General features: G+C 56.9%; 15 protein-coding genes. 11 read left to right on the plus strand and 4 right to left on the minus strand.

The annotated features are described in order from the left end of the window. Positions 1-196: 196 nt before the first annotated feature. Together MXF20_RS10885 and MXF20_RS10890 are read left to right on the plus strand one after the other, a co-directional pair. Complete coding sequence (locus MXF20_RS10885) at positions 197-1,159, plus strand: aldo/keto reductase (protein ID WP_325969288.1); 963 nt, start codon at positions 197-199, stop codon at positions 1,157-1,159. Positions 1,160-1,380: 221 nt separating this feature from the next. Further along, positions 1,381-2,715 (plus strand): carbohydrate porin, encoded by a 1,335-nt coding sequence (locus MXF20_RS10890; RefSeq protein ID WP_325969290.1) that lies wholly within the window; start codon positions 1,381-1,383, stop codon positions 2,713-2,715. Positions 2,716-2,830: 115 nt separating this feature from the next. Here MXF20_RS10890 and yegD read toward each other — a convergent pair whose 3' ends face one another. The 3 genes from yegD to MXF20_RS10905 form a co-directional block, all read right to left on the minus strand. After that, positions 2,831-4,183 (minus strand): molecular chaperone, encoded by a 1,353-nt coding sequence (gene yegD / locus MXF20_RS10895; protein WP_325969293.1) that lies wholly within the window; start codon positions 4,181-4,183, stop codon positions 2,831-2,833. Positions 4,184-4,258: 75 nt separating this feature from the next. After that, positions 4,259-6,823, minus strand: a complete 2,565-nt coding sequence (locus MXF20_RS10900; RefSeq protein ID WP_325969294.1) for a diguanylate cyclase — start codon at positions 6,821-6,823, stop codon at positions 4,259-4,261. Positions 6,824-7,166: 343 nt separating this feature from the next. Further along, positions 7,167-7,778, minus strand: a complete 612-nt coding sequence (locus MXF20_RS10905; protein WP_325969297.1) for a phosphatase PAP2 family protein — start codon at positions 7,776-7,778, stop codon at positions 7,167-7,169. Positions 7,779-8,007: 229 nt separating this feature from the next. Here MXF20_RS10905 and udk point away from each other — a divergent pair, with 229 nt between their 5' ends. The 3 genes from udk to asmA all read left to right on the plus strand — a co-directional run bounded on the left by udk (position 8,008) and on the right by asmA (position 11,206). Continuing rightward, complete coding sequence (udk, locus tag MXF20_RS10910) at positions 8,008-8,646, plus strand: uridine kinase (protein ID WP_010615887.1); 639 nt, start codon at positions 8,008-8,010, stop codon at positions 8,644-8,646. A 119-nt stretch (positions 8,647-8,765) separates the two neighbouring features. Further along, the gene (gene dcd, locus MXF20_RS10915; RefSeq protein ID WP_021509321.1) at positions 8,766-9,347 is read left to right on the plus strand and encodes a dCTP deaminase; all 582 of its coding nucleotides are present in this window, start codon (positions 8,766-8,768) and stop codon (positions 9,345-9,347) included. A 59-nt stretch (positions 9,348-9,406) separates the two neighbouring features. Beyond that, complete coding sequence (gene asmA, locus MXF20_RS10920) at positions 9,407-11,206, plus strand: outer membrane assembly protein AsmA (RefSeq protein WP_325969300.1); 1,800 nt, start codon at positions 9,407-9,409, stop codon at positions 11,204-11,206. A 197-nt stretch (positions 11,207-11,403) separates the two neighbouring features. Here the strand turns inward: asmA and MXF20_RS10925 are convergent, their stop codons facing one another. Further along, positions 11,404-12,972, minus strand: a complete 1,569-nt coding sequence (locus MXF20_RS10925) for a TerC family protein (protein ID WP_325969302.1) — start codon at positions 12,970-12,972, stop codon at positions 11,404-11,406. Between the two features lie 789 nt (positions 12,973-13,761). Between MXF20_RS10925 and wbaP the strand changes: the two genes are divergently transcribed. The 6 genes from wbaP (at position 13,762) to MXF20_RS10955 (ending at position 21,396) form a co-directional block, all read left to right on the plus strand. Then, positions 13,762-15,195 carry an undecaprenyl-phosphate galactose phosphotransferase WbaP gene (gene wbaP / locus MXF20_RS10930; RefSeq protein WP_325969304.1) on the plus strand — a complete coding sequence of 478 codons (1,434 nt, stop codon included), beginning with the start codon at positions 13,762-13,764 and terminating at the stop codon, positions 15,193-15,195. A 299-nt stretch (positions 15,196-15,494) separates the two neighbouring features. Next, entirely contained in the window at positions 15,495-16,625 is a 1,131-nt protein-coding gene (locus tag MXF20_RS10935) for a polysaccharide export protein (RefSeq protein WP_325969306.1), read from the plus strand. Between the two features lie 9 nt (positions 16,626-16,634). Next, positions 16,635-17,069, plus strand: a complete 435-nt coding sequence (locus tag MXF20_RS10940; RefSeq protein ID WP_325969308.1) for a protein tyrosine phosphatase — start codon at positions 16,635-16,637, stop codon at positions 17,067-17,069. A 12-nt stretch (positions 17,070-17,081) separates the two neighbouring features. Continuing rightward, the gene (gene wzc, locus MXF20_RS10945) at positions 17,082-19,259 is read left to right on the plus strand and encodes a tyrosine-protein kinase Wzc (protein ID WP_325969310.1); all 2,178 of its coding nucleotides are present in this window, start codon (positions 17,082-17,084) and stop codon (positions 19,257-19,259) included. A gap of 396 nt (positions 19,260-19,655) precedes the next feature. Then, positions 19,656-20,573, plus strand: coding sequence for a glycosyltransferase family 2 protein (locus MXF20_RS10950; protein ID WP_325969312.1), 918 nt, complete (start codon positions 19,656-19,658; stop codon positions 20,571-20,573). A 70-nt stretch (positions 20,574-20,643) separates the two neighbouring features. Continuing rightward, complete coding sequence (locus tag MXF20_RS10955; protein ID WP_325969314.1) at positions 20,644-21,396, plus strand: glycosyltransferase family 2 protein; 753 nt, start codon at positions 20,644-20,646, stop codon at positions 21,394-21,396. Positions 21,397-21,498 lie beyond the last annotated feature (102 nt).

The following is a 21,498-nucleotide window of genomic DNA, read 5'->3' on the forward strand; positions in this document are numbered from 1 at the left end:
CGCAAACGGACCGCGGCGCAAACGAAATGATTGTAGTCGCCCGTGCCGGGCAAAAATTGAAGGAATTAAGAATATCGCCCCGGGCGCGCTAAGTATTCATATTCAGTAAATATTTTGGCAGCAATACGCACAAGCGTGACTTTTTCCTTTGCTAAGCTGAATGACAGACCTGTCTCGTTTCACTAAGGAGGATTACATGCGTCAACATCAAACCCGCCAGCTGGGCGACAGCGGCATTAGCGTGCCGCTGCTGACGTTTGGCGGCAACGTTTTTGGCTGGACCGTCGACGAGAAAACCTCGTTTTCCCTGCTCGACGCGCTGGTTGAGAAGGGCCTGTTCTTCATTGATACCGCAGACGTTTACTCGCGCTGGGCACCGGGCAACGCCGGCGGCGAATCAGAAACCATTATCGGTAAGTGGCTGAAAAAAAGCGGCAAGCGCGACAGTATTGTGCTCGCCACCAAAGTGGGCATGGAGCTGACGCCGGAGAAAACCGGGCTGAAACCGGCCTACATTCGTCAGGCCGTGGAAGACTCGCTGCGTCGCCTGCAGACCGATGTCATCGATCTTTATCAGGCGCACCGCGATGACGACAGCACGCCGCTGGTGGAGACGTTAAAAGCCTTCGACTCGCTGATCAAAGAGGGCAAAGTGCGGGCAATCGGTGCCTCCAACTACAGCGCGCAGCGCCTGCAGGAAGCGCTGGATATCAGTAAACAGGAAGGGCTGGCGCGCTATGAAACCCTGCAGCCGGAGTACAACCTGTACGATCGTCAGGCGTATGAAAGCGGACTGGAACAGGTGGCGGTGAAAAATGGTCTCGGCGTGATTAACTACTATTCGCTGGCCAGCGGTTTCCTGAGCGGGAAATACAAAAAGCCGGAAGATGCCAGCAAAAGCGCGCGCGGTCAGGGCATTGTGGAGAAATACCTCAACGATCGCGGTAAGCGCATCATTGAAGCGCTGGAAGATGTCGCGGCCTCGCACGACGCTTCTGCCACGCAGGTCGCGCTGGCGTGGCAGATTGCGCGGCCGAGCATCACTGCCCCGATTGTCAGTGCCACCTCGCTGCAGCAGCTGGATGAACTGGTGAAAGCCACCCAACTGGAGCTCAGCAAGCAGGAAATTGAAGAGCTGGCCAGCGCCAGCAAGCCGTAACGCGAAGCGGGGCGCTGCGGCGTCCCGCCCGTGAATAATTTTTTCGCCACGCAAAAAATGCCTTTTTTACCGGAAACATTTCCATTCATCGATCGCTGTCACAATTGCGTTAAGTCACTGTCACCTTTGCACTCACTGCGCACAGATTTGCAAAAATTGACATAACCTCAGCACTATCCTCTGCCCGTTCCTCTCCGGAAACTCACAGAAGAATAATCATCATGAACAGAAAAAAAGCAGTGCAGCATATGCCTCGCCTGGCAGCGGGCACCCTGATGTTTGCCATGTTGAGTGCGTCGGCGGTGGCAGCCGATGCGTTCAGCTATGACTCACCTTATATGTTTGGCGACTGGGGCGGCAACCGAACGCAGCTGGAAAACGACGGTGTGAAGTTTGACGTCAACTACACCATGGAGAGCGCTTCCAACCTTGGCGGCGGTGCCGATACCAACACCTCGATGCGCTACAGCGATCAGTGGGCGTTTGGCCTGAACCTTGACCTGCAAAAACTGCTCGACTGGCAGGATGCGCAGTTCCAGATGACCATCACCGACCGTAACGGCCGCAACATTTCCGACCAGGTGGCAGACCGTCGCACCGGCATGCTGTCGTCGGTGCAGGAAGTGTACGGGCGTGGCCAGACCTGGCGCCTGACGCAGTTCTGGCTCAGCAAAGGGCTGTTTGATAACACCGTTAACCTGAAAGCCGGTCGCGTTACCGTCGGTGAAGATTTCGATAACTTCGACAGCAAGTTCCAGAACCTCGCGTTCGGCAGTGGCCAGGCCGGTAACTGGCGCGGCGACCGCTGGTTTAACTGGCCGGTTTCCCAGTGGGGCGGCCGTGTGAAGGTTAACTTCACGCCGGAAGTGTTCTTCCAGGTGGGCTTCTACAACCAGAACAGCGCCAACTACGATCGCGGTGACGGTTTCCGTCTGGATACCAGCAACTCCGAAGGCAACCTGGTGCCGGTGGAACTGGGCTGGAAACCGACCTTCGGTCCGGCCAATCTGCCGGGTAACTACCGCATTGGTTATTACTATTCGTCGGCCAACGGCGATAACTACGGCAGCTGGCGCGATGGCGCTTACCAGAGCCAGGATCACGCCTACGGCGGCTATGTGCTATTACAGCAGCAGCTGACCGCGCAGGGCGGCGATGCCAGCCGTGGTCTTGGTGTGACGGTGCAGGCGGTGATGAACGACCACAAAACCTCCAAAACCGACAACTATCAGTCGATCAGCTTTACCTGGAAAGGGCCGTTTGATGCGCGTCCGCAGGATGAGATTGGCGTCGGCGCGGCGCGTATTCACGTCAACAGCGCGTATACCCGTTCGCTGCGTCAGCAGAATGACGCCAACGGCGAAACTGATTTCGACAGCCCAACTTACCTGCCGATTCAGGACGGTGCCGAGTACAACTACGAGGTTTATTACAACGCGCAGCTGACCAAATGGCTGCAGCTGCGTCCAAACCTGCAATACGTGGTAGCGCCGGGTGCGGTGAGCGAAGTGAAAGATGCGTTTGTCGGCGGCATCAGCGCCAACATCAATTTCTAATCTGGCAGAATGTGTGACTTTTCCCTCTCCCTTTGGGAGAGGGCAGGGTGAGGGGAAAATCGCACGGAGCTGTCTGGCCCTCACCCTAACCCTCTCCCGCAAGCGGGAGAGGGAATTATCTGAACATCACTTCTGCCCAGCGCGCCAGGCCGGCGGTGACTGAGCCGAAATCATCGCCGCTGGCAATAGGCGTGTCGGGCAGTGCCTGCTGCAGCGCGGCGCGCAAGATCGGCGAACGGGCGCTGCCGCCGGTGAGGTAAATCACTTCCGGACGGGTGTCACAACTGGCCAGCGCCAGCTGCACCTGCTCCAGAATGCGCGCCAGCGGCTGGTTAATCGCTTCTTCCAGCTGCGCGGCGCTGATCTCCGTCTGCAGCGTCTGCGCGATAAACGCCAGCGAAGCCGCAGTCTCGCGCTGATCGGAGAGCGCAATCTTGCTCTCTTCCGCCGCGCGCACCAGCCGATAGCTCAGCTTTTGCTGCCATACCTTCAGCAGATGCGCGACTTTATCGCCCTGTTCGGCATCACGCACCAGATCGCGCAGCAGCTTGCCGCTGGCGGCCGAGTAGAAGTCGCTTTGTGCCGGCACATCGTTAATCGCCACCGCGTTCCACCACGGCAGAGCGGGCAGGGCGGTGCCCTTCAGCGTGTTACCGCCCAGACCGAGCAGCGGCATCAGCGTTTTGAACGCCAGCATGATATCGAGATCGTTACCGCCGACGCGGCAGCCGCTGTGGCCAAGCAGGCTGGCACGGCGATCGGACTGGTTACGCCACTGCGGTCCCATCAGCAGCATGGAGCAGTCGGTGGTCCCGCCGCCGATATCCACCACCAGCACGCGTGTCTCGTGCTGCAGCGTGGCTTCAAACTCCAGACCGGCGGCAACCGGCTCGAACTGAAACTCAACGTCGCGGAATCCGGCACGCTGTGCGGCGCGCAGCAGAATGCCCTGCGCCTGCTGGTTGGCGTCATCGCCGCCCAGGCCCTGGAAGTTGATCGGCCGGCCAATCACCGCCTGGTCAATCGGTTGATCGAGCTGGCTTTCACCCTGCTGGCGAATGTGCAGCATCATGGCGCACACCAGATCTTCAAAGAAAGCGATCTGCTGCGGTTTCAGGCCGCTGGCACCAAGGAACGACTTCGGCGATTTGACGAACCACACCTCTTCCGGATCGACCATGTATTGCTGCAGCGCGGTCAGACCAAACTGCACGCTGCTGGGCGTCACCTCAATATCTTCTTCGCGGTTGTAGCGCAGCGCGCGCTGCAGCAGCGCAGTGCTTTCGCTGTCGGGCGTGGGAACCTGATGATGGCGATGCAGCCATTCACTGATGGCTTCGCGCGTCGGGGCGCAAATCATGGAGGGAAGCAGGCGCTGACCGTTCTCCAGTGTCAGCAACCGCGGCGTGCCGTTATCACTTACCGCGATGGAACAGTTAGCCGTGCCGTAATCGAATCCGATAAACATGTTATCCCCCATGCCAGAAAAAAGGGGGCGACTTTAGCGCAGCAGAGGCGGGCTGGCAATGGGCAGCGCGGCAGATTATCCCTGAACCTCCTGGTAAACCTGATACTGGCCGCGTCCGGCATGTTTGGCGCTGTAACAGGCAACGTCGGCCTGCGACATCACCACATTGCTAATGCAGTTATGCTGATCGATTTGCGTGATACCGGCGCTGGCGCCGACGTGATACGGCCGCTCCTGCCAGATAAAGGTGAAATCATGCACTGCGCTGACAATGCGCTGCACCACTTCGCGTGCCTGGTCGACGTTACTGTGCGGCAGCAGTACGCCAAATTCGTCGCCGCCCAGGCGCGCCAGCACATCGCTGTGGCGCAGATACTGCTGCATCAGATCCGCCAGCGCACGCAGCAGGGCATCGCCCGCGGCATGTCCGGCGCTATCGTTGACCGCTTTAAACTTATCGAGATCGATGAACACCAGTACGTGTTCGCTGTGATGCACGGCGGCGTCATTGACCAGCCGTTTCAGCTGCTGTTCAAAGCTGTGACGGTTTGGCAGGCGCGTCAGCATATCGTGTGAGGCGCTGTAACTGAGCCGCTTCATCATGCGACGAGATTCGCTGACGTCATGAATCACCATCACGGTGCCAATGTCGCTGCCGGTCAGGGTTTTCAGCGGCGTGATGCTGTAGTGAATCTCGACCTGCGCACCGTCCGGGGCGTGCAATACCAGCTCTTCTTCGAGGTCCGGCGTGGTTTTGCTGGCGGGCAGGCTGCACAGCAACAGATTCTCCACGCGCGGCCCCTGCGCGCCACGGGTAATCGTCAGCAGCTCGCTCAGCGGTACGCCAGCCGCTTTCTCCTGCGGCCAGCCGCTCAGCGCCTCGGCCACCGGATTCATAAAGGTTACGCGCATCGCATCGTCCGTGCAGATCACCGCTTCGCCGATCGAGTCGAGGGTGATGGCCATACGCTCTTTTTCCTGGAACAGCGCTTCATTCAGCGCGCGCAGCGAAGTGATGTCCTGGCAAATGCCGAGCATGCGTTCAATCTGCCCATCCTGACTGATGATGCTATTGGCCTCGGAGCGGACGTAGCGCACGCCCTGCGGCAGATTGATGCGGTACTCCAGCTGGAAGGCGCTGCGACGCTCAATCGCCTGCTGAATGGTCAGCGCCGCCGCTTCACGCTCCTCAGCATCCACCAGATGCAGCCACAGGTCGTAGCTCGGCACCCGGTGCGACTCCAGCGCGAATAACTCGTACATACGCTTGTCCCATAACATCTCGCCGTTCAGCAGATTCCACTCCCACACGCCGATGCCGCCCGCTTCATTGGCCAGCGTGATGCGCTCCATCAGCCGCTGATTGACCTGCTCGCTCTGCTTCAGTTCGGAGATATCCACAATCTGCGCGATAAAGTAGAGCGGTTGCAGCTGCGCATCGCGCACCATCGAGACGGTCAGGCGCGCCCAGACGATCTCGCCATCTTTGCGGAAATAGCGCTTCTCCATGGTGTAGGTCATGATCTCACCGCTAAGCAGGCGCTCCAGCTGCTGTAAATCGCTGTTGAGATCGTCCGGATGGGTGATCTGCTGAAAAGTGAGCGTTTTCAGCTCTTCCGCCGCGAAACCCAGCGTCCGGCACAGTGACTGGTTGACCTGCTGCCAGCCGCCTTCCGGTGATACCAGCGCCATGCCGATGGCGGAATATTCCATGGCGTTGCGGAAGCGGGTTTCGCTTTCGCTGATGTGGTGTTTTTCACGCTGAAAGGCGTCCATCACCAGCGCCATAACGTGGCTCGGCAGTAGCACCAGCAAAAACGGCAGCCAGGTGCTGATCTGGCCGAGCAGCAGATCGTTGCGTGCCAGGTTAACCCAGTCGAGCGCCAGCAGCAGCGAGATAAAGCTGGCGTTAAGGAAAAACAGCAGGAAGGCTTCGAATTTCGGCAGGCGCACCGCGCACCAGAACAGAATCACCACGATAAAGGTAAACGGCCATGGCAGAAAGCGCAGCGCCAGATAGCTGGCCAGCAGCGTGGCGATCAGCGTCAGCAGCGTTTCCAGCTGGCGTTCCGGGGTGATTAGCTGGCGCAGCGGCTTGTTAGGCCACAGCAGCAGCACCGGACCGAAGGCCAGCACGCCAATCACTTCCGAGATCACCCAGGTGGAGAAAAAGGGCAGCGAGGCGCGGCTGCCGACGTGCAGCATCCATAGCGCCACGACGCCGCCCAGCAGCGGCGCGATCAGGCCCGCAGCCAGCGCAAAGCGTATCCAGTCGGCCAGCGAGTTAAGCGGCGCTTTGCGGTCCAGCAACGCGCGCAGCAGAAGCCCGCCGACGATGGCCTGCACCATATTGAGAATGGCGAATTTGACATTGCTCAGGGCTGGGCCGATCACCAGCAGATTGGCCAGCGCCGTGCCGAGCACACAGCTGGCCAGCAGCAGCGGCACCTGACGCGATGGCGCACGAAATACCACGATGGTCATTAATGCCGTGGAATACCAGAGCGGGGAGATGCGGCCGCTGACGACAATCAGTTCCAGGCAGAACAGCGTCAGTAAAAAAGCCAGCGCGCCAAGCAGCAGGGCGCTGAGCCATTTTTTTTGCGGAGTATCCTGCGAGGTTACCATCTCAAGAGTCATGCACGAATCCAGCAGCGCGCATTGATTACTCGATGAAAAATGCGCCAGTCAATCTCTTACTGCATGCTAGCACATCTGTCAGATATCTTTGTGCGGAAATGTTTTTTTGCGGCCTGCATCCAGGTGCGCATGCATGCGCACCCTACAAAACCGGTGAAATCTGCTGGCAGGATCGCGCCTGCTGGATCTGCGGTGATTCAGGTAAGGACACGACAAATTGCACAATTTTGTAGCGGCGCGATTTATCGCGCAATAAATTGCGCCGCTACCGTATGTGCAATCATTTGTGAAACGTATTCAAAACGTCATCGACAGACATTACACCCTTTACCGCGCAACACACTCAGCGAAACAAATCGGCGCGGGTGAAGGGTTTTTCCAGACCGGCAAGGTCAGCGGAAAAACGCTCAAGGAACTGCTGGGTGGTGGCAACGCGGCCGTGGCCCATCAGCAGCAGCGGAATCAGAAACGCGACCGCCACTTGCACCACGCTAAAGCCCTTCAGCGCGGTGCGACGCTGGCTCAGCAGGAACGCGCTGCTCAGGGTAAAGCCCAGCATCAGTCCGGCCAGCACTTCACTCACCGAGTGCGCATGGATCACCAGGCGCGATAATCCCACCATCAGCGGAATCAGATAACCGATACCGATGGTCACCGCGCGCCAGAAGGTCGGCCAGCGGCCGGAGATCAGCCACATCATCACCGGCCACAGCGTCGCTGACATGGCGCTATGGCCGCTGAAACCGGTAAAGTTGTAGCGCGCGCTGCCAATGCCGAAGCCGAGAAACATAATCTTCGAGATGCTGACCAGCAGGCCGGCAAGGCCAAACGCCAGCAGCCAGTACCAGACGGTGCGACGATTGTCGCTTTTCCACGGCAGCACCAGTGCGATGATCACCGCGGTGGGGATCAGCAACATACTGTCGCCGAAATAGGTCAGGGTTCTCCAGCTCATACTTTTCCTTGCAACGACTATCGGGCGCCCGCCAGTCACACGGCGGGCAGATGAACAGTGTATCGATTAAGCGGCTGGCTGCAAAACGGGATAGTCTGAAAAGGCGGCGCGCCGCTTTTCTCTGGCATCAAACCGGTGAAATCCTTATAATTGCCGCCACCAAACCCTCTCAATCGGCCTGTTTTTGTGCAGACAGAAACCGGCTCCAGTTATCAGGTCTTAAAAAAGTATGACTGACAAGTCTCATCAGTGCGTGATCGTTGGCATTGCAGGTGCATCCGCATCCGGAAAAAGTCTTATCGCCAGCACGCTCTATCGTGAAATCCGTGACCAGGTCGGTGACGAGCATATCGGTGTGATCCCCGAAGATGCCTACTATAAAGATCAAAGCCACCTCACCATGGAAGAGAGGGTGAAAACCAACTACGACCATCCGAGCGCGATGGATCACGATCTGCTGCTGCAGCATCTGCGCGCGCTGAAGGCTGGCGAAGATATCGACCTGCCGGTCTACAGCTACGTTGAGCACACCCGTACCGACGAGTGCATTCACCTGAAGCCAAAAAAGGTGATCATTCTGGAAGGGATTCTGCTGCTGACCGATGCGCGACTGCGCCAGGAGCTCAACTTCTCGATCTTCGTCGACACGCCGCTGGATATCTGTCTGATGCGCCGTATGAAGCGAGACGTCAACGAGCGCGGCCGCTCGATGGATTCGGTGATGAGCCAGTATCAAAAGACCGTGCGCCCGATGTTCCTGCAGTTCATTGAGCCTTCCAAACAGTATGCCGACATCATTGTGCCGCGCGGTGGTAAAAACCGTATCGCCATTGATATCCTCAAGGCCAAAATTAACCAGTATCTTTGACGACGTCCGCCCGGTTCAGCCGGACCGGAGCGGGAAACCGTGCGTCCGGATGGACGTGACGCGAGCGGTTTGTCACAACCTGACCACCTTTCGCTACACTTAATCATGGAGTTGCTGCGATGAGATTATGCGATCGCGATATTGAAAGCTGGCTGGACAGCGGCAAGCTGGCCATTGATCCGCGCCCGCCGGTAGAGCGGATTAACGGTGCCACCGTGGACGTGCGCCTCGGTAATCAGTTCCGCACTTTTAGCGGCCACACCGCACCGTTTATTGATTTGAGTGGTCCAAAACACGAAGTGAGCGCGGCGCTGGATCGCGTGATGAGCGATGAGATCGTGCTACCGGAAGGCGAAGCGTTCTTTCTGCATCCGGGCGAACTGGCGCTGGCGGTAACGCTGGAATCCGTCACCATTCCCGATGATCTGGTCGGCTGGCTGGATGGCCGCTCGTCGCTGGCACGTCTCGGCCTGATGGTGCACGTGACCGCGCACCGCATCGATCCAGGCTGGCAGGGCCGCATCGTGCTGGAGTTCTACAATTCGGGCAAGCTGCCACTGGCGCTGCGTCCCGGCATGCTGATTGGTGCGCTAAGCTTTGAACCGCTGTCCGGACCGGCAGCGCGTCCTTACAATCGCCGCGAAGACGCCAAATATCGCGGGCAGCAGGGCGCCGACGCCAGCCGTATTGATAAAGACTAACGTTTCTCCTGGAGTGATTTCGCGGCAGCAGCCTGAAATCTGACGGTGATGAGGATGCAATGAGAAGACTGATAACCACGCTGGCCATCCTGTTAGTGGTGGTCGTAGCGGGCATGACGGCACTGGTGTTGCTGGTCAATCCCAACGACTTTCGTACCTATATGGTACAGCAGGTAAAACAGCGCAGTGGTTATCAGCTTGAAGTGAGCGGCGACCTGCGCTGGCACGTCTGGCCGCAGCTCAGCATTCTGGCCGGCCGCATGAGCCTGACCGCGCCTGGCGCCAGCCAGCCGATGGTGACCGCCGATAATATGCGTCTCGACGTTAATCTGTGGCCGCTGCTGTCGCATCAGCTCAGCGTCAGCCAGGTGATGCTGAAGAACGCGATTATTCGCGCCACGCCGGACAGCGCGGTGCAGAAACCGCAGGGCGCACCGATTGAGCCGGGCGACAGCGAACCGGCTATTGCCGCCAGCAACGGCTGGACCTTTAACATCAGCAAACTGCGTATCGCCGACAGCCTGCTTATCTGGCAGCAGCCGGGCGGTGACGAGTACAACTTCCGCGATCTCAACCTCAATCTGAATCAGGACGACAATCGGCAGGCCAGCGTGGAGCTGGCGACCCGCGTGTCGCGCAACCAGCGTAATCTCAGCCTTAACCTGAAAGGGCAGATGGATGTCGCGCACTATCCGCACCGCATCAGCGGCCAGCTCGACGAGCTGGATTACACGCTGGACGGCGCCAACCTGCCGCCGCAGGGCATCAAAGGTACGCTGAGCGGGCAGGCGCAGTGGGACGGCGACCAGCAGCAGTTTGCGCTGAGTAAGCTGCAGTTAACCGCCAATGACAGCACCCTTGACGGCAGCGCGCAGGGCCGGCTGGCTCTGCCGCAGCAACTCAGTCTCGCGCTGCATGCGACCTCGCTCAATCTGGATAACCTGATGGCCAGCGCGCCCGCCAGCGATAACAGCACCACGCAGCAGGCTAACGTGATGCGCACGCCGGTGATTGCCGCGCCGCGCACGCACGATAATGCGGACTCGCCGCTCAACCGCATGGACCTGCAGTTGTCGCTCGACGCCGACAGCAGTGTGTGGCGCGGCCTGACCCTGACCAATCTGCAAATTGATGCCCGCAACCAGCAGGGGCTGCTGACGCTCAACAAGCTGCAGGGCAAATTTGGTGACGGCCACTTTTCCATTCCCGGCTCGGTGGATATCCGCCAGCCGGTCACCCAGGTGGCGTTTCAGCCGGAGCTGAGCAGCATTGCCATCGCGCCGCTGCTTAAAGCGCTGGAACTGCCGGCCTCGCTGCAGGGCACGGTCTCGCTCAAGGGCGAAATCAGCGGTGCCGGCCTGAGCGTGGCGGAGGCGAAACAGAACTGGCAGGGCAATGCAGAACTGGAAGCCACCAATCTGCAGCTGGCGCAGCTCAATCTGCAGCAGATGGTGCGGCGTGCCGTGGCGCGCGTCAGTAACCGCGTCAGCAACGACCAGCCGGACGATCAGGGCATTGAGCAGTTAAGCGGCCGTATCAGCCTGAAGCAGGGTAACGTCACGCTGCCGGACCTGCAGGGCGGCAGCAGCCGGCTGGCGCTGCAAATGCACGGCAACGTGGATGTGGTGAAGCAGCAGCTGGATGTCACCATTAATATGATTCTGCGCGGCTGGCAGGGCGACGACCGGCTGGCGAAAGTACTCAACGGTCAGCCGATTCCGCTGCGCATGTACGGTAACTGGAACAACCTGCAGTATTCGCTGCCGGTAGATGATGTGGTGCGCCAGCAGTGGCAGAGCGAAGCCAAAACGCGCCTCAATCAGTGGCTGGATAGCCAGAAATCTGCGCCGCGGCAATAAAAGGACCAGGGCGACGTTATCGGGGTGTTCATAGCGCGATGATTCGCGTCGCTGCCGGGCGTTGCACTGACGGGTAGCGGCGCAATTTATTGCGCAATCTACAACGCTGCGGCGGTCGGGCATGCGCGATGAATCGCGCCGCTACAAATCGTAACACTGGCGGCCGCACACGCAGGATAAATACACCCGCGCGCCGGTTAAATAAACGGGGCGGGCGCGACCGGCACAATCTCTACCTTCTGTACCCGGTGGTTTTCCACCTGTAGGGTGCGCAGCAGATAATCGCCGACGCGCAACTCCTCACCTTCGGCCGGCACGTGCTGCAGGCTATCCATCAGCAATCCTGCCAGCGTGTGGTAATTGCGCCTGTCATCGAGCGGCAGCGCCACGTACAGCGCTAAATCTTCCAGCGGCATATGGCCGTTGGCGATCCAGCCGCCATGCTCTGCGGCCTGAATATCGTAACGGGCATCAATCTCTTCCCCTTCATTGGGCAGATTACCGGCGATGGTTTCCATTACGTCGCTCAGCGTCACCACGCCTTCCACCGAACCAAACTCATCCACCACAAAGGCAAAGTGGGTGCGCGCATGGCGAAACTGTTCCAGCGCCTGCAGTAGGGTGAGGCGCTCGGGAAACACCAGTGGCTGACGAATCAGCGCGCGTAAATCCAGCGAGTTACTGTGCAGCGACTGATGCAGCAGATCGATGACGTGCACCACGCCGAGCGGATCGCGTCCCTGTTCGGTAATCAGAATGCGCGTGTGCTGATTGCGGTCGAGTTTATCCATGATGGACTGCGGGTCTTCGCTCAGGTCAATGTGCTCCACGTCATGGCGCGAGGTCATGATGCTGCTGATCTGCCGCTGGCCAAGGCCCAGCACGCGCATGATCATGCGCCGCTCCTGGCGATTGAACAGCGCGCCGCCGTCGTTATCGCTCAGCAGCGATGCGGTATCGGCATCCAGTTCGGCGCGCTGCGCTTCCCCGCGCAGAATGCGCAACACCGCTTCGGCAGTACGCTGGCGCAGCGGGCGGTCGGCGGACAGAAAGCGGCGGCGATTAAACAGCGCCAGCTGGTTAAAGATCTCAATCACGATCGAGAAGCCGATGGCCGCGTACAGATAGCCTTTTGGAATGACGAAGCCAAAGCCTTCTGCCACCAGGCTAAAGCCGATCATCAGCAAAAAGCTCAGGCAGAGAATCACGATGGTAGGATGACCGTTAACGAAGCGCGTCAGGGGCTTGCTGGCCAGTAACATCAGCAGAATAGCGATGGTGACGGCGATCATCATCACCGGCAGGTCATTGACCATGCCAACAGCGGTAATCACCGCATCCAGCGAGAAGATGGCGTCCAGCACCACAATTTGCGCCACCACCGGCCAGAATTTAGCACCGCTGTTATTTTGACCCGAATCCTCGTCGCTGCCCTCCAGCCGGGCGTTCAGTTCGGTGGTAGCTTTAAACAACAGGAAGATACCGCCGCCCAGCAGCAGCAGGTCGCGCGCGCTAAAGCTGTGCTGCCAGAGGGTAAACAGCGGCTGGGTCAGCGTGACCAGCCACGACAGCGAAGCCAGCAGCGCCAGTCGCGACACCAGCGCCAGCAGCAGACCGAACACCCGCGCGCGGTCGCGCAGCGTCGGCGGCAGCTTCTCTACCAGAATGGCAATGAAAACCAGGTTATCAATACCTAACACCAGCTCAAGAACGATTAGCGTGACTAATCCTGCCCAGAGCGACGGATCGATGATCCACTCCCACATACTTTCATCACCATAATGTCTAAAAATGAGCTTAGTCTGATGATAGTTAATCGTCAGACAGGGTACAAATACGCCCCTGCCGCGCGGATGTCGCGGATTGGATGCGTATTAGGATTAATCTCACCCCGCTGGAGAGTGTGATAAGCGGAAAGTATGGATAAACATCCTGCGTGGATGATCGTCACTATTTATTCTTATCCACTGGCAAAAGCGTACATTTTTAATGCGACAAGTCTGAAGGCGGGTATCGAATTATTCTGAATTTTGGCGTGAATTTGCCTGGCAGGGCTGGCATCAATACTTATGGCTGGTAGTCTTTTTCCTAAAATAGTGCAGGGAAGACGGGGCCTACTTGTAAACAAGCCAGTAATAACTAGTATAGCAACGTGTTAGTAAATGTCTGCGCCAATGTTGTTAATAGCGCGCTGTTTAGCTTCTTAATGTTGTGAATTGTGATCGTGCACGGGTTAGGGCGGGTATTTCCCGGCGTGGCCGCAAAGCGCGGACAGAAAATAGGGTGTTGTAAGCGGTATTGGCAGCGACAGCCAAGGGCGGTAGCGTGCCTGACGTGCTTTTCACAGGTTAAGAATTGTCTGGCCTTGCGGCAAAGGGAAGTCAGACTAATCTGTTGGTATTTATCACAATTTTCTTGCTTTACTGGAAAGAGAATTGGCCTAAATGCCGGGGAGTTCGCCGCAGTTTGTCTCGCTGGGTTAGTTAATGTATCGCTCATTAATTACACAGGCTAAGGCGTTAGGGATTAAGGGAAATAAAATAAAAGAGTCAAATATGCGCGATAACGAATTTACATATAAAAGTCTTCTGACAAAATTTTTACTGGCGTGCTCGGATTTAATTTGTTTCAACGCGGCGTTGTTTATTGCACTCGCGCTGATTAATTCGTTCACCGATTCTCCACTGGCAGATATTTCTGAAAAAGATCTGAATTTAAAAATCGCCACCCATGTCTGTCTGTCACTAATTTGTACAGGCTGGTTCTGGGTTCGCCTGCGGCATTATACCTATCGCAAACCCTTCTGGTTCGAGCTGAAAGAGGTCTTTCGTACCATTCTTATTTTCTCTGTCATCGATTTGTCAATTTCAGCATTGTCACAGTGGCAGATGTCCCGCTTTGTCTGGGTGTTAACGTGGATTTTAGCGCTGGTGCTGATTCCCGTGGCGCGTGCTATTTCCAAACGCGTGCTGAATCACTTCGGCATGTGGAAAAAGCAAACCATCATTATCGGTAGCAACCGCAACGCGCAGGAAGCCTGGCAGGCACTGCAGAGCGAAGAGGTGATGGGTTTTGATGTGATCGCCTTCTTCGACGTGGACGGCAGCTGCCCGCAGGCCAGCATCTCTGGTGTGCCGGTGCTGCACAACGAGGAAGAATTGTGGCAGCTGACTAACAGCGAAACCCAGTTCATCGTCGCGGTGGAGTTTGAGCAAAGTCAGCACCGCGATCGCTGGCTGAAAATGCTGGCGATGCATAACTGCCGCTCGGTCTCGGTGATTCCCACGCTGCGCGGTGTGCCGCTGTACGGCACCGACATGGCGTACATCTTCAGCCATGAAGTGATGATTCTGCGCGTAAACAACAACCTGGCGAAACGCACCTCGCGCTTCCTCAAGCGGGCGTTCGATATCGTCGGCGCGCTGAGCATCATCGTCGCGCTGTCGCCGGCGCTGCTGGTGCTCGGCTTCATGGTTGGACGCGATGGTGGACCGCCAATTTACGGTCATGAACGCGTCGGGCTTAACGGTCGCAAATTTAAGTGCCTGAAGTTCCGCTCAATGGTGATTAACTCCAAAGAGGTGCTGGAAGAGGTGCTGCGCACTGACCCGGTGGCGCGCGCCGAATGGGACAAAGATTTCAAACTGAAGAACGATCCACGCATTACCAAAGTCGGTCATTTCATCCGTAAAACCAGCCTGGATGAACTGCCGCAGCTGTGGAACGTGGTGCGCGGTGACATGAGCCTCGTTGGCCCGCGCCCGGTGATTGAAGATGAACTCTGCCGTTATGCCGGTGATGTTGATTATTACCTGATGGCAAAGCCAGGCATGACGGGATTGTGGCAGGTCAGCGGTCGTAACGACGTTGACTATGAGACGCGTGTCTATTTCGATTCGTGGTATGTCAAAAACTGGTCGCTGTGGAACGACATCGCGATTCTGTTTAAGACGGTCGGCGTGGTACTCAAGCGCGACGGCGCTTATTGATAGACAGCAAGGGCAGGGGACGAAATAACGTTCCCGCCTGATAACTGCCGGTGCTGGGAGTGTCTGTTACTGATAACTGCCATTATCGAGCCCGAACAGAGCGGGTTATTAAGCCGCTTAACGATAACCCACTTTAATTGATGTCGTCCGCCGTCGGGGTGACAACATAAACCAGGGAGCGAATGATAATGAACCTCAGTTTCAGTGTTTAATTCCTTGCCTTTATTTTTGTTAGACGCTTACACAGCGGCGTTTTCGCCTCTATCAATCATTAACTGATAGCGAAGAACCAGATGATAATGAAAACTAAATTGATACCGTTACTGGTATCCGCGACTTTCCTCTCCGGGTGCACCATTGAACCAGGTTCGCACCTCACCACTAGTGGAAAAGATGTCATTGAGCAACAGGATAGCAACTTTGACATCGATAAATACGTTAACGTCTTCCCTCTGACGCCGCGTCTGGTTGAACAGATGCGTCCGAAGCCGCTGGTAGCCCAGGCTAACCCGCTGCTGCAGAACGAGATTCAGGGCTATCAGTACCGCGTCGGCATCGGCGACGTACTGAACGTCACCGTGTGGGATCACCCTGAGCTGACCACGCCAGCCGGTCAGTACCGTAGCGCCAGCGACACCGGTAACTGGGTGCAGGCCGACGGCACTATTTTCTATCCGTACATCGGTAAAGTGCGCGTAGCAGGCCGTACCGTGACGGAAATCCGCAGTGAAATCGCGCGTCGTCTGGCGCAGTTCATTGAAAGCCCGCAGGTGGATGTCAACGTGGCCGCATTCCGTTCGCAGAAAGCCTACGTGACCGGTTCGGTTACCACCTCCGGCCAGCAGCCGATCACCAACGTGCCGCTCACCGTGCTGGATGCGGTGAACGCCGCCGGTGGTCTTGCCGCCGACGCCGACTGGCGCAACGTGGTGCTGACGCACAACGGTCGCGAGCAGCGCATTTCGCTGCAGGCGCTGATGCAAAACGGTGACCTGAGCCAGAACCATCTGCTCTATCCGGGCGATATTCTTTACGTACCGCGTAACGATGATCTGAAGATCTTCGTGATGGGCGAAGTGAAACAGCAGACCACGCTGAAGATGGACCGCAGCGGCATGACGCTGGCCGAAGCGCTGGGCAACGCACAGGGCATGGATCAAACCACCTCTGATGCCACCGGCGTGTTCGTGATTCGTCCGATTCGCGGTGCTAACCGCACCAAGATCGCCAACATCTATCAGCTGAACACCAAAGATGCGGCGTCCATGGTGATGGGCACCGAATTCCAACTGGAGCCGTACGACATTGTCTACGTCACCGCAACACCAATCACCCGCTGGAACCGCGTGATTTCCGGGCTGCTGCCAACCATCGTAGGTATCGACGATGCAAGCTCCGCAGCGCTGCGTTTCCGCAACTGGTCGAACTAAGGTTTTACCATGATTAAGTCAGTGTTAGTCGTCTGCGTCGGCAACATTTGCCGCTCCCCTACCGGGGAGCGTCTGTTCAAACGCGCACTGCCGCACACCCGTATCGCTTCTGCCGGTCTGGGCGCCCTCAAGGGCCATCCGGCGGATAAGACCGCCAGCGCCGTCGCCGCTGAACACGGCGTCTCGCTGGATGGTCACGAGGCTCAGCAGTTAACGGCCAGCATGTGCCGTGACTATGACCTGATTCTGGTGATGGAGAAGCGCCACGTTGAGCAGGTGAATCGCATCGATCCGGCTGCGCGGGGGAAGACCATGCTGCTGGGCCACTGGCTTAACCAACAGGAAATTGCGGATCCGTACAAAAAAAGCCGTGAGGCCTTTGAAGAGGTTTACGGGTTACTGGAAAACGCTACCCAGAAATGGGTTAACGTACTAAGCCGATAGTTGGGAATATCCATGAATATCAAAAACAAGGTTATGACCGCGCCAAAAGAAGATTCGAATGGATGGGATCTGGCGCATCTTGTGGGACAGCTGATCGATCATCGCTGGATCATCGTGGCGGTCACCGCTTTCTTTATGCTGATGGCAACGCTCTACACACTGTTTGCAACGCCGATCTATAGCGCGGACGCTATGGTGCAGGTGGAGCAGAAAAACACCGCATCGGTGCTGAACGAATTACAGGATGTGATTCCGACGACGCCAGCTTCCGACACCGAGATTCAGATTATCGAATCGCGCATGGTGATTGGTAAAACCGTTAACGACCTCGGTCTGGACACGGTGATTCAGCAGAATTACTTCCCGGTAATCGGTAAAGGTCTGTCGCGCCTGATGGGCAACAAGCCGGCGCAGATCGCCATTTCACGCCTGGAAATTCCGCGCAGCATCGACAAGCGCACCGTGGAACTGGAAGTGACCGGTCCGCAGACCTACACCGTGAGCAAAGACGGCGACGAGCTGTTCAAAGGCCGCGTGGGTCAGCTGGAGCAGCACGGCGACGTCACCATGCTGGTGAGCGGCATTGAAGCGGACGAAGGCACCAGCTTCAGCGTCACCAAGCTGAGCGACCTGCAGGCGATCAAAACCGTGCTGGGCGCGCTGACCGTCGCCGACAAAGGTAAAACCACCGGCGTGCTGGGCCTTGAGTTCCAGGATGAAGACCAGGAGCAGGCGAGCCGCGTACTGAACCAGATCGTCAACAACTATCTGCTGCAGAACGTCGAGCGCAAGTCAGAGCAGGCGGAAAAGAGCCTCGAATTCCTGCGCACTCAGCTGCCTAATGTCCGTGCCAAGCTGGACGATGCGGAAGACAAGCTGAACACCTTCCGTCGTCAGAACGAGTCGGTGGACATGTCGCTGGAAGCCAAATCGGCGCTTGACTCTTCCGTTAGCGTGCAGAGCCAGCTGAATGAGCTGACGTTCCGTGAAGCCGAAGTGTCACAGCTGTTCACCAAAGACCACCCGACTTACCGCGCGCTGCTGGAAAAACGCAAAACGCTGGAAGCGGAACAGGCGCAGCTGAACAAGAAAATCTCGGCCATGCCGCAGACCCAACAGGAAATTCTGCGTCTGACGCGTGACGTGCAGGCCGGCCAGGAAATCTACATGCAGCTGCTGAACCGTCAGCAGGAACTGGGCATCAGCAAGGCCAGCACCGTGGGTGATGTGCGCATCATCGACAGTGCCGAAACCAGCACCAGCCCGGTGGCACCGAAGAAACTGCTGATTATTGTGGCGGGCCTGATTGTCGGTCTGATCCTGTCGGTCGGTCTGGTGCTGCTGAAAGCGCTGTTCCACCACGGTATCGACAACCCGGAGCAGCTGGAAGAGCTGGGCATGAACGTTTACGCCAGCGTGCCCCTGTCCGAATGGCAGCGTAAGAAAGACACCGAAGCACTGGCGCGTCGCGGCAGCAAAGAGAAGCCGGATCCGCACAATACGCTGCTGGCGCTGGGCAATCCGACGGACCTTTCCATCGAAGCGATTCGTAGCCTGCGTACCAGCCTGCACTTCGCCATGATGGAAGCGAAAAACAACATCCTGATGATCACCGGCGCCAGCCCGGGTATTGGTAAAACCTTTATCTGTGCCAACCTGGCAACGCTGGTGTCTAAAGCGGGTCAGCGCGTGCTGTTCATCGATGGCGATATGCGTCGCGGCTATACCCACGAACTGCTGGGTGCGGACAACAAGACCGGCCTGTCCAACGTGCTGTCGGGCAAGAGCGAGTTCTCGCCGGCGATGATTCAGAAGGGCGTGTACGGTTTTGATTTCCTGCCACGCGGTCAGGTGCCGCCGAACCCATCTGAGCTGCTGATGCATCGTCGCATGCAGGAGCTGCTGGACTGGGCGAGCAAGAACTATGACCTGGTGCTGATCGATACGCCGCCGATTCTGGCCGTCACCGACGCGTCCATCATCGGTAAGCTGGCCGGAACCTCGCTGATGGTGGCACGTTTCGAAACCAACACCACCAAAGAGCTGGATGTCAGCTACAAGCGCTTCGCGCAGAACGGTATCGAGATTAAAGGCGTCATCCTCAACGCCGTGGTACGTAAAGCGTCGAATGCCTACGGTTATGGCTACGACTATTACAACTACGAGTACGGCAAAGAGAGCAAAAGCTAAGCAACATCGGGGGCGGATTTTCCGCCCCTTTTTATGGCGCGTCTCTGGCTAAGCGCCATGCATTGCGCCGCTGCAAAACATGCGGATACACCGCAGAGAATTGTAGCGGCGCGATTTATCGCGCAATAAATTGCGCCGCTACGGAAGGTGCGGTGATTAACCGCAGAAAACTGCGGCGGTAAAATTTATACCGCGAACATAATAACGATTTTTTTCGGTGCGTTTTGCACCACCCAACATACACACAGCACAATCTTAGGTATTTCCGTGACGGTACGAAAAGTCTTATTGAAAAAGAATACTAACGGCATGATTTTTCAGAACAAAGCCGATTCCTTTCTACAGGCCGCTCGCGTTACCGTTGAATCTGGAACAGCTGTTTAAGAGGTGCTGGCAATGCAGGACATCCGCTTCTCAATTGTAATTCCCGCTTATAACGCGTCGAAATCGATTGTCACGACGCTGGATTGCGTCAAAGCGCAAACCTATCGCAACTTTGAAGTCATCATCGTGGATGACAAATCCGCCGATGCCACCGAACTGGCGCAGGTGGTGCGCGGCGAGCGCTATCAGGATCTGGACATCAAACTGGAGCTGTCTGAGGTCAAACTCAACGGCGCCGGTGCGCGCAACAAAGGTATTGAACTGGCGCAGGGCGATTTCATCAGCTTCCTCGACGCCGACGACGAGTGGCACGCGGACAAACTGCTGGAGGTGTGCGACACCATCCGCAAACTGGAAGCGCAGGGCAAATCACGCTATGTCATCTTCAGCCAGGTCAATATTCATCAGGACGGCAGCTTCCTTAAAGTGATGCCGATGCAGCCGCCGGGGAAAAACGAGACCGTGGCGGAGTATCTGTTTGGCTGTTACGGCTTTATCCAGACCAGTACCATCGTGCTGAAACGCGAAGATGCTGCAAGAATCCAGTTTGATGCGCGCTATATTCGCCATCAGGATTATGACTTCTGCATCCGCGCCGACCGCATGGGTTACGAATTTGTGATGATCGCCAAACCCCTGGCGACCTACCATCTGGTGACCAAATTTGGTTCCAAACACAAAGGCGAGTCGGTGAAATACTCCTTCTTCTGGCTCGACACCATGAAGCCGCACCTGACGGCGCGCGATATCCATACCTACAAAGCGTTTAAGTTGCCGCTGCGCTACAAAATGGATGGCAATTCGCTGCTGGCCAGCGTCAGTTTTGCGCGCTACTTCTTCCTCACCAACCGTGATAACCGCGCCTACTTCATCAATCGCCTGGTCGATAAGCTGAAGTCGCGCTTCACGGGCAGGCGCGCGGTTTCCTGATCGATTTATCACTTTCACTTGCTCCCGCAGCGGGAGCATTTTTTCGGTTCCTGACACTCCGGGTATACAAATGACAAATCATGTTGGCACCATCGGTATCGTGATGCCGATGTATAACGCGCGCAAAACCGTTTTGCGTGCGGTTGAGTCGATCGTTAATCAGACCTACAGCGACTGGCATCTTTACCTGGTCAATGATAAATCCACCGATGACTCGCTCGCCTTTGTGCGCGAGCACTGCCAGGACGCGCGCATCACCATTCTCAGCAACGAGGTCAACCTAGGCGCGGCGGAAACGCGTAACGTCGGCCTGCGCGCGGCTAAAGAGGAGATCATTGCGTTTCTCGACAGCGATGACGAATGGCACGCGGAGAAACTGGCCGAGCAGGCTGCGGCGCTGGCCGCCGGTGACGACTTCGTGATCACCCATTATCACTACAAAACCAAAACCGCCGATCACGACATCAACTATCACAAACCTTATCTGCAACAGGAAAACTTCGTGAAGAAGCAGTATCGCGTCTGCTTCTCCTCGGTGTGTTTCCGCCGTCCGCCACAGGGCATCTTCTTCCAGCGTAAAGGCCATGAAGACTTCCTGTTCCTCTACGAGTTGTTCCTTCGCTACAAACAAGCCCGGGTGATCCAGAAGACGCTGGTCAACTACTACGAGCTGGGGGATTCGCTGTCGCGTAACAAAAATAAAGCGGCGAAATGGCACCTCGAATTATTAAGAATTATCTATAAAAACAATCCTTTAAAAATCTATTACTATTACGGCTGGTATATGGTGAATGGGGTTCTTTTCACCCTTAAACATCGCTAAGACCCTGTGTCCTTCGCGCTGCCGCTACGTTGGCAGCGCACGTCCATCCCGGTCACTTACTTGAGTAAGCTCCCGGGACTGAACGCACTTGCCGCCTTGCGG

Origin of the sequence: Pantoea dispersa, from assembly GCF_035783935.1 — a bacterium.
Lineage (GTDB): Bacteria > Pseudomonadota > Gammaproteobacteria > Enterobacterales > Enterobacteriaceae > Pantoea > Pantoea dispersa_C.

Coding starts and splice junctions, on each gene's coding strand:
- MXF20_RS10940 (WP_325969308.1), top strand. CDS start 16,635: ATGATTAAGTCAGTGTTAGTCGTCTGCGTCGGCAACATTTGCCGCTCC.
- MXF20_RS10950 (WP_325969312.1), top strand. CDS start 19,656: ATGCAGGACATCCGCTTCTCAATTGTAATTCCCGCTTATAACGCGTCG.
- wbaP (WP_325969304.1), top strand. CDS start 13,762: ATGCGCGATAACGAATTTACATATAAAAGTCTTCTGACAAAATTTTTA.
- MXF20_RS10935 (WP_325969306.1), top strand. CDS start 15,495: ATGAAAACTAAATTGATACCGTTACTGGTATCCGCGACTTTCCTCTCC.
- udk (WP_010615887.1), top strand. CDS start 8,008: ATGACTGACAAGTCTCATCAGTGCGTGATCGTTGGCATTGCAGGTGCA.
- asmA (WP_325969300.1), top strand. CDS start 9,407: ATGAGAAGACTGATAACCACGCTGGCCATCCTGTTAGTGGTGGTCGTA.
- MXF20_RS10925 (WP_325969302.1), bottom strand. CDS start 12,972: ATGTGGGAGTGGATCATCGATCCGTCGCTCTGGGCAGGATTAGTCACG.
- dcd (WP_021509321.1), top strand. CDS start 8,766: ATGAGATTATGCGATCGCGATATTGAAAGCTGGCTGGACAGCGGCAAG.
- MXF20_RS10905 (WP_325969297.1), bottom strand. CDS start 7,778: ATGAGCTGGAGAACCCTGACCTATTTCGGCGACAGTATGTTGCTGATC.
- MXF20_RS10885 (WP_325969288.1), top strand. CDS start 197: ATGCGTCAACATCAAACCCGCCAGCTGGGCGACAGCGGCATTAGCGTG.
- MXF20_RS10955 (WP_325969314.1), top strand. CDS start 20,644: ATGACAAATCATGTTGGCACCATCGGTATCGTGATGCCGATGTATAAC.
- MXF20_RS10900 (WP_325969294.1), bottom strand. CDS start 6,823: ATGACTCTTGAGATGGTAACCTCGCAGGATACTCCGCAAAAAAAATGG.
- yegD (WP_325969293.1), bottom strand. CDS start 4,183: ATGTTTATCGGATTCGATTACGGCACGGCTAACTGTTCCATCGCGGTA.
- wzc (WP_325969310.1), top strand. CDS start 17,082: ATGAATATCAAAAACAAGGTTATGACCGCGCCAAAAGAAGATTCGAAT.
- MXF20_RS10890 (WP_325969290.1), top strand. CDS start 1,381: ATGAACAGAAAAAAAGCAGTGCAGCATATGCCTCGCCTGGCAGCGGGC.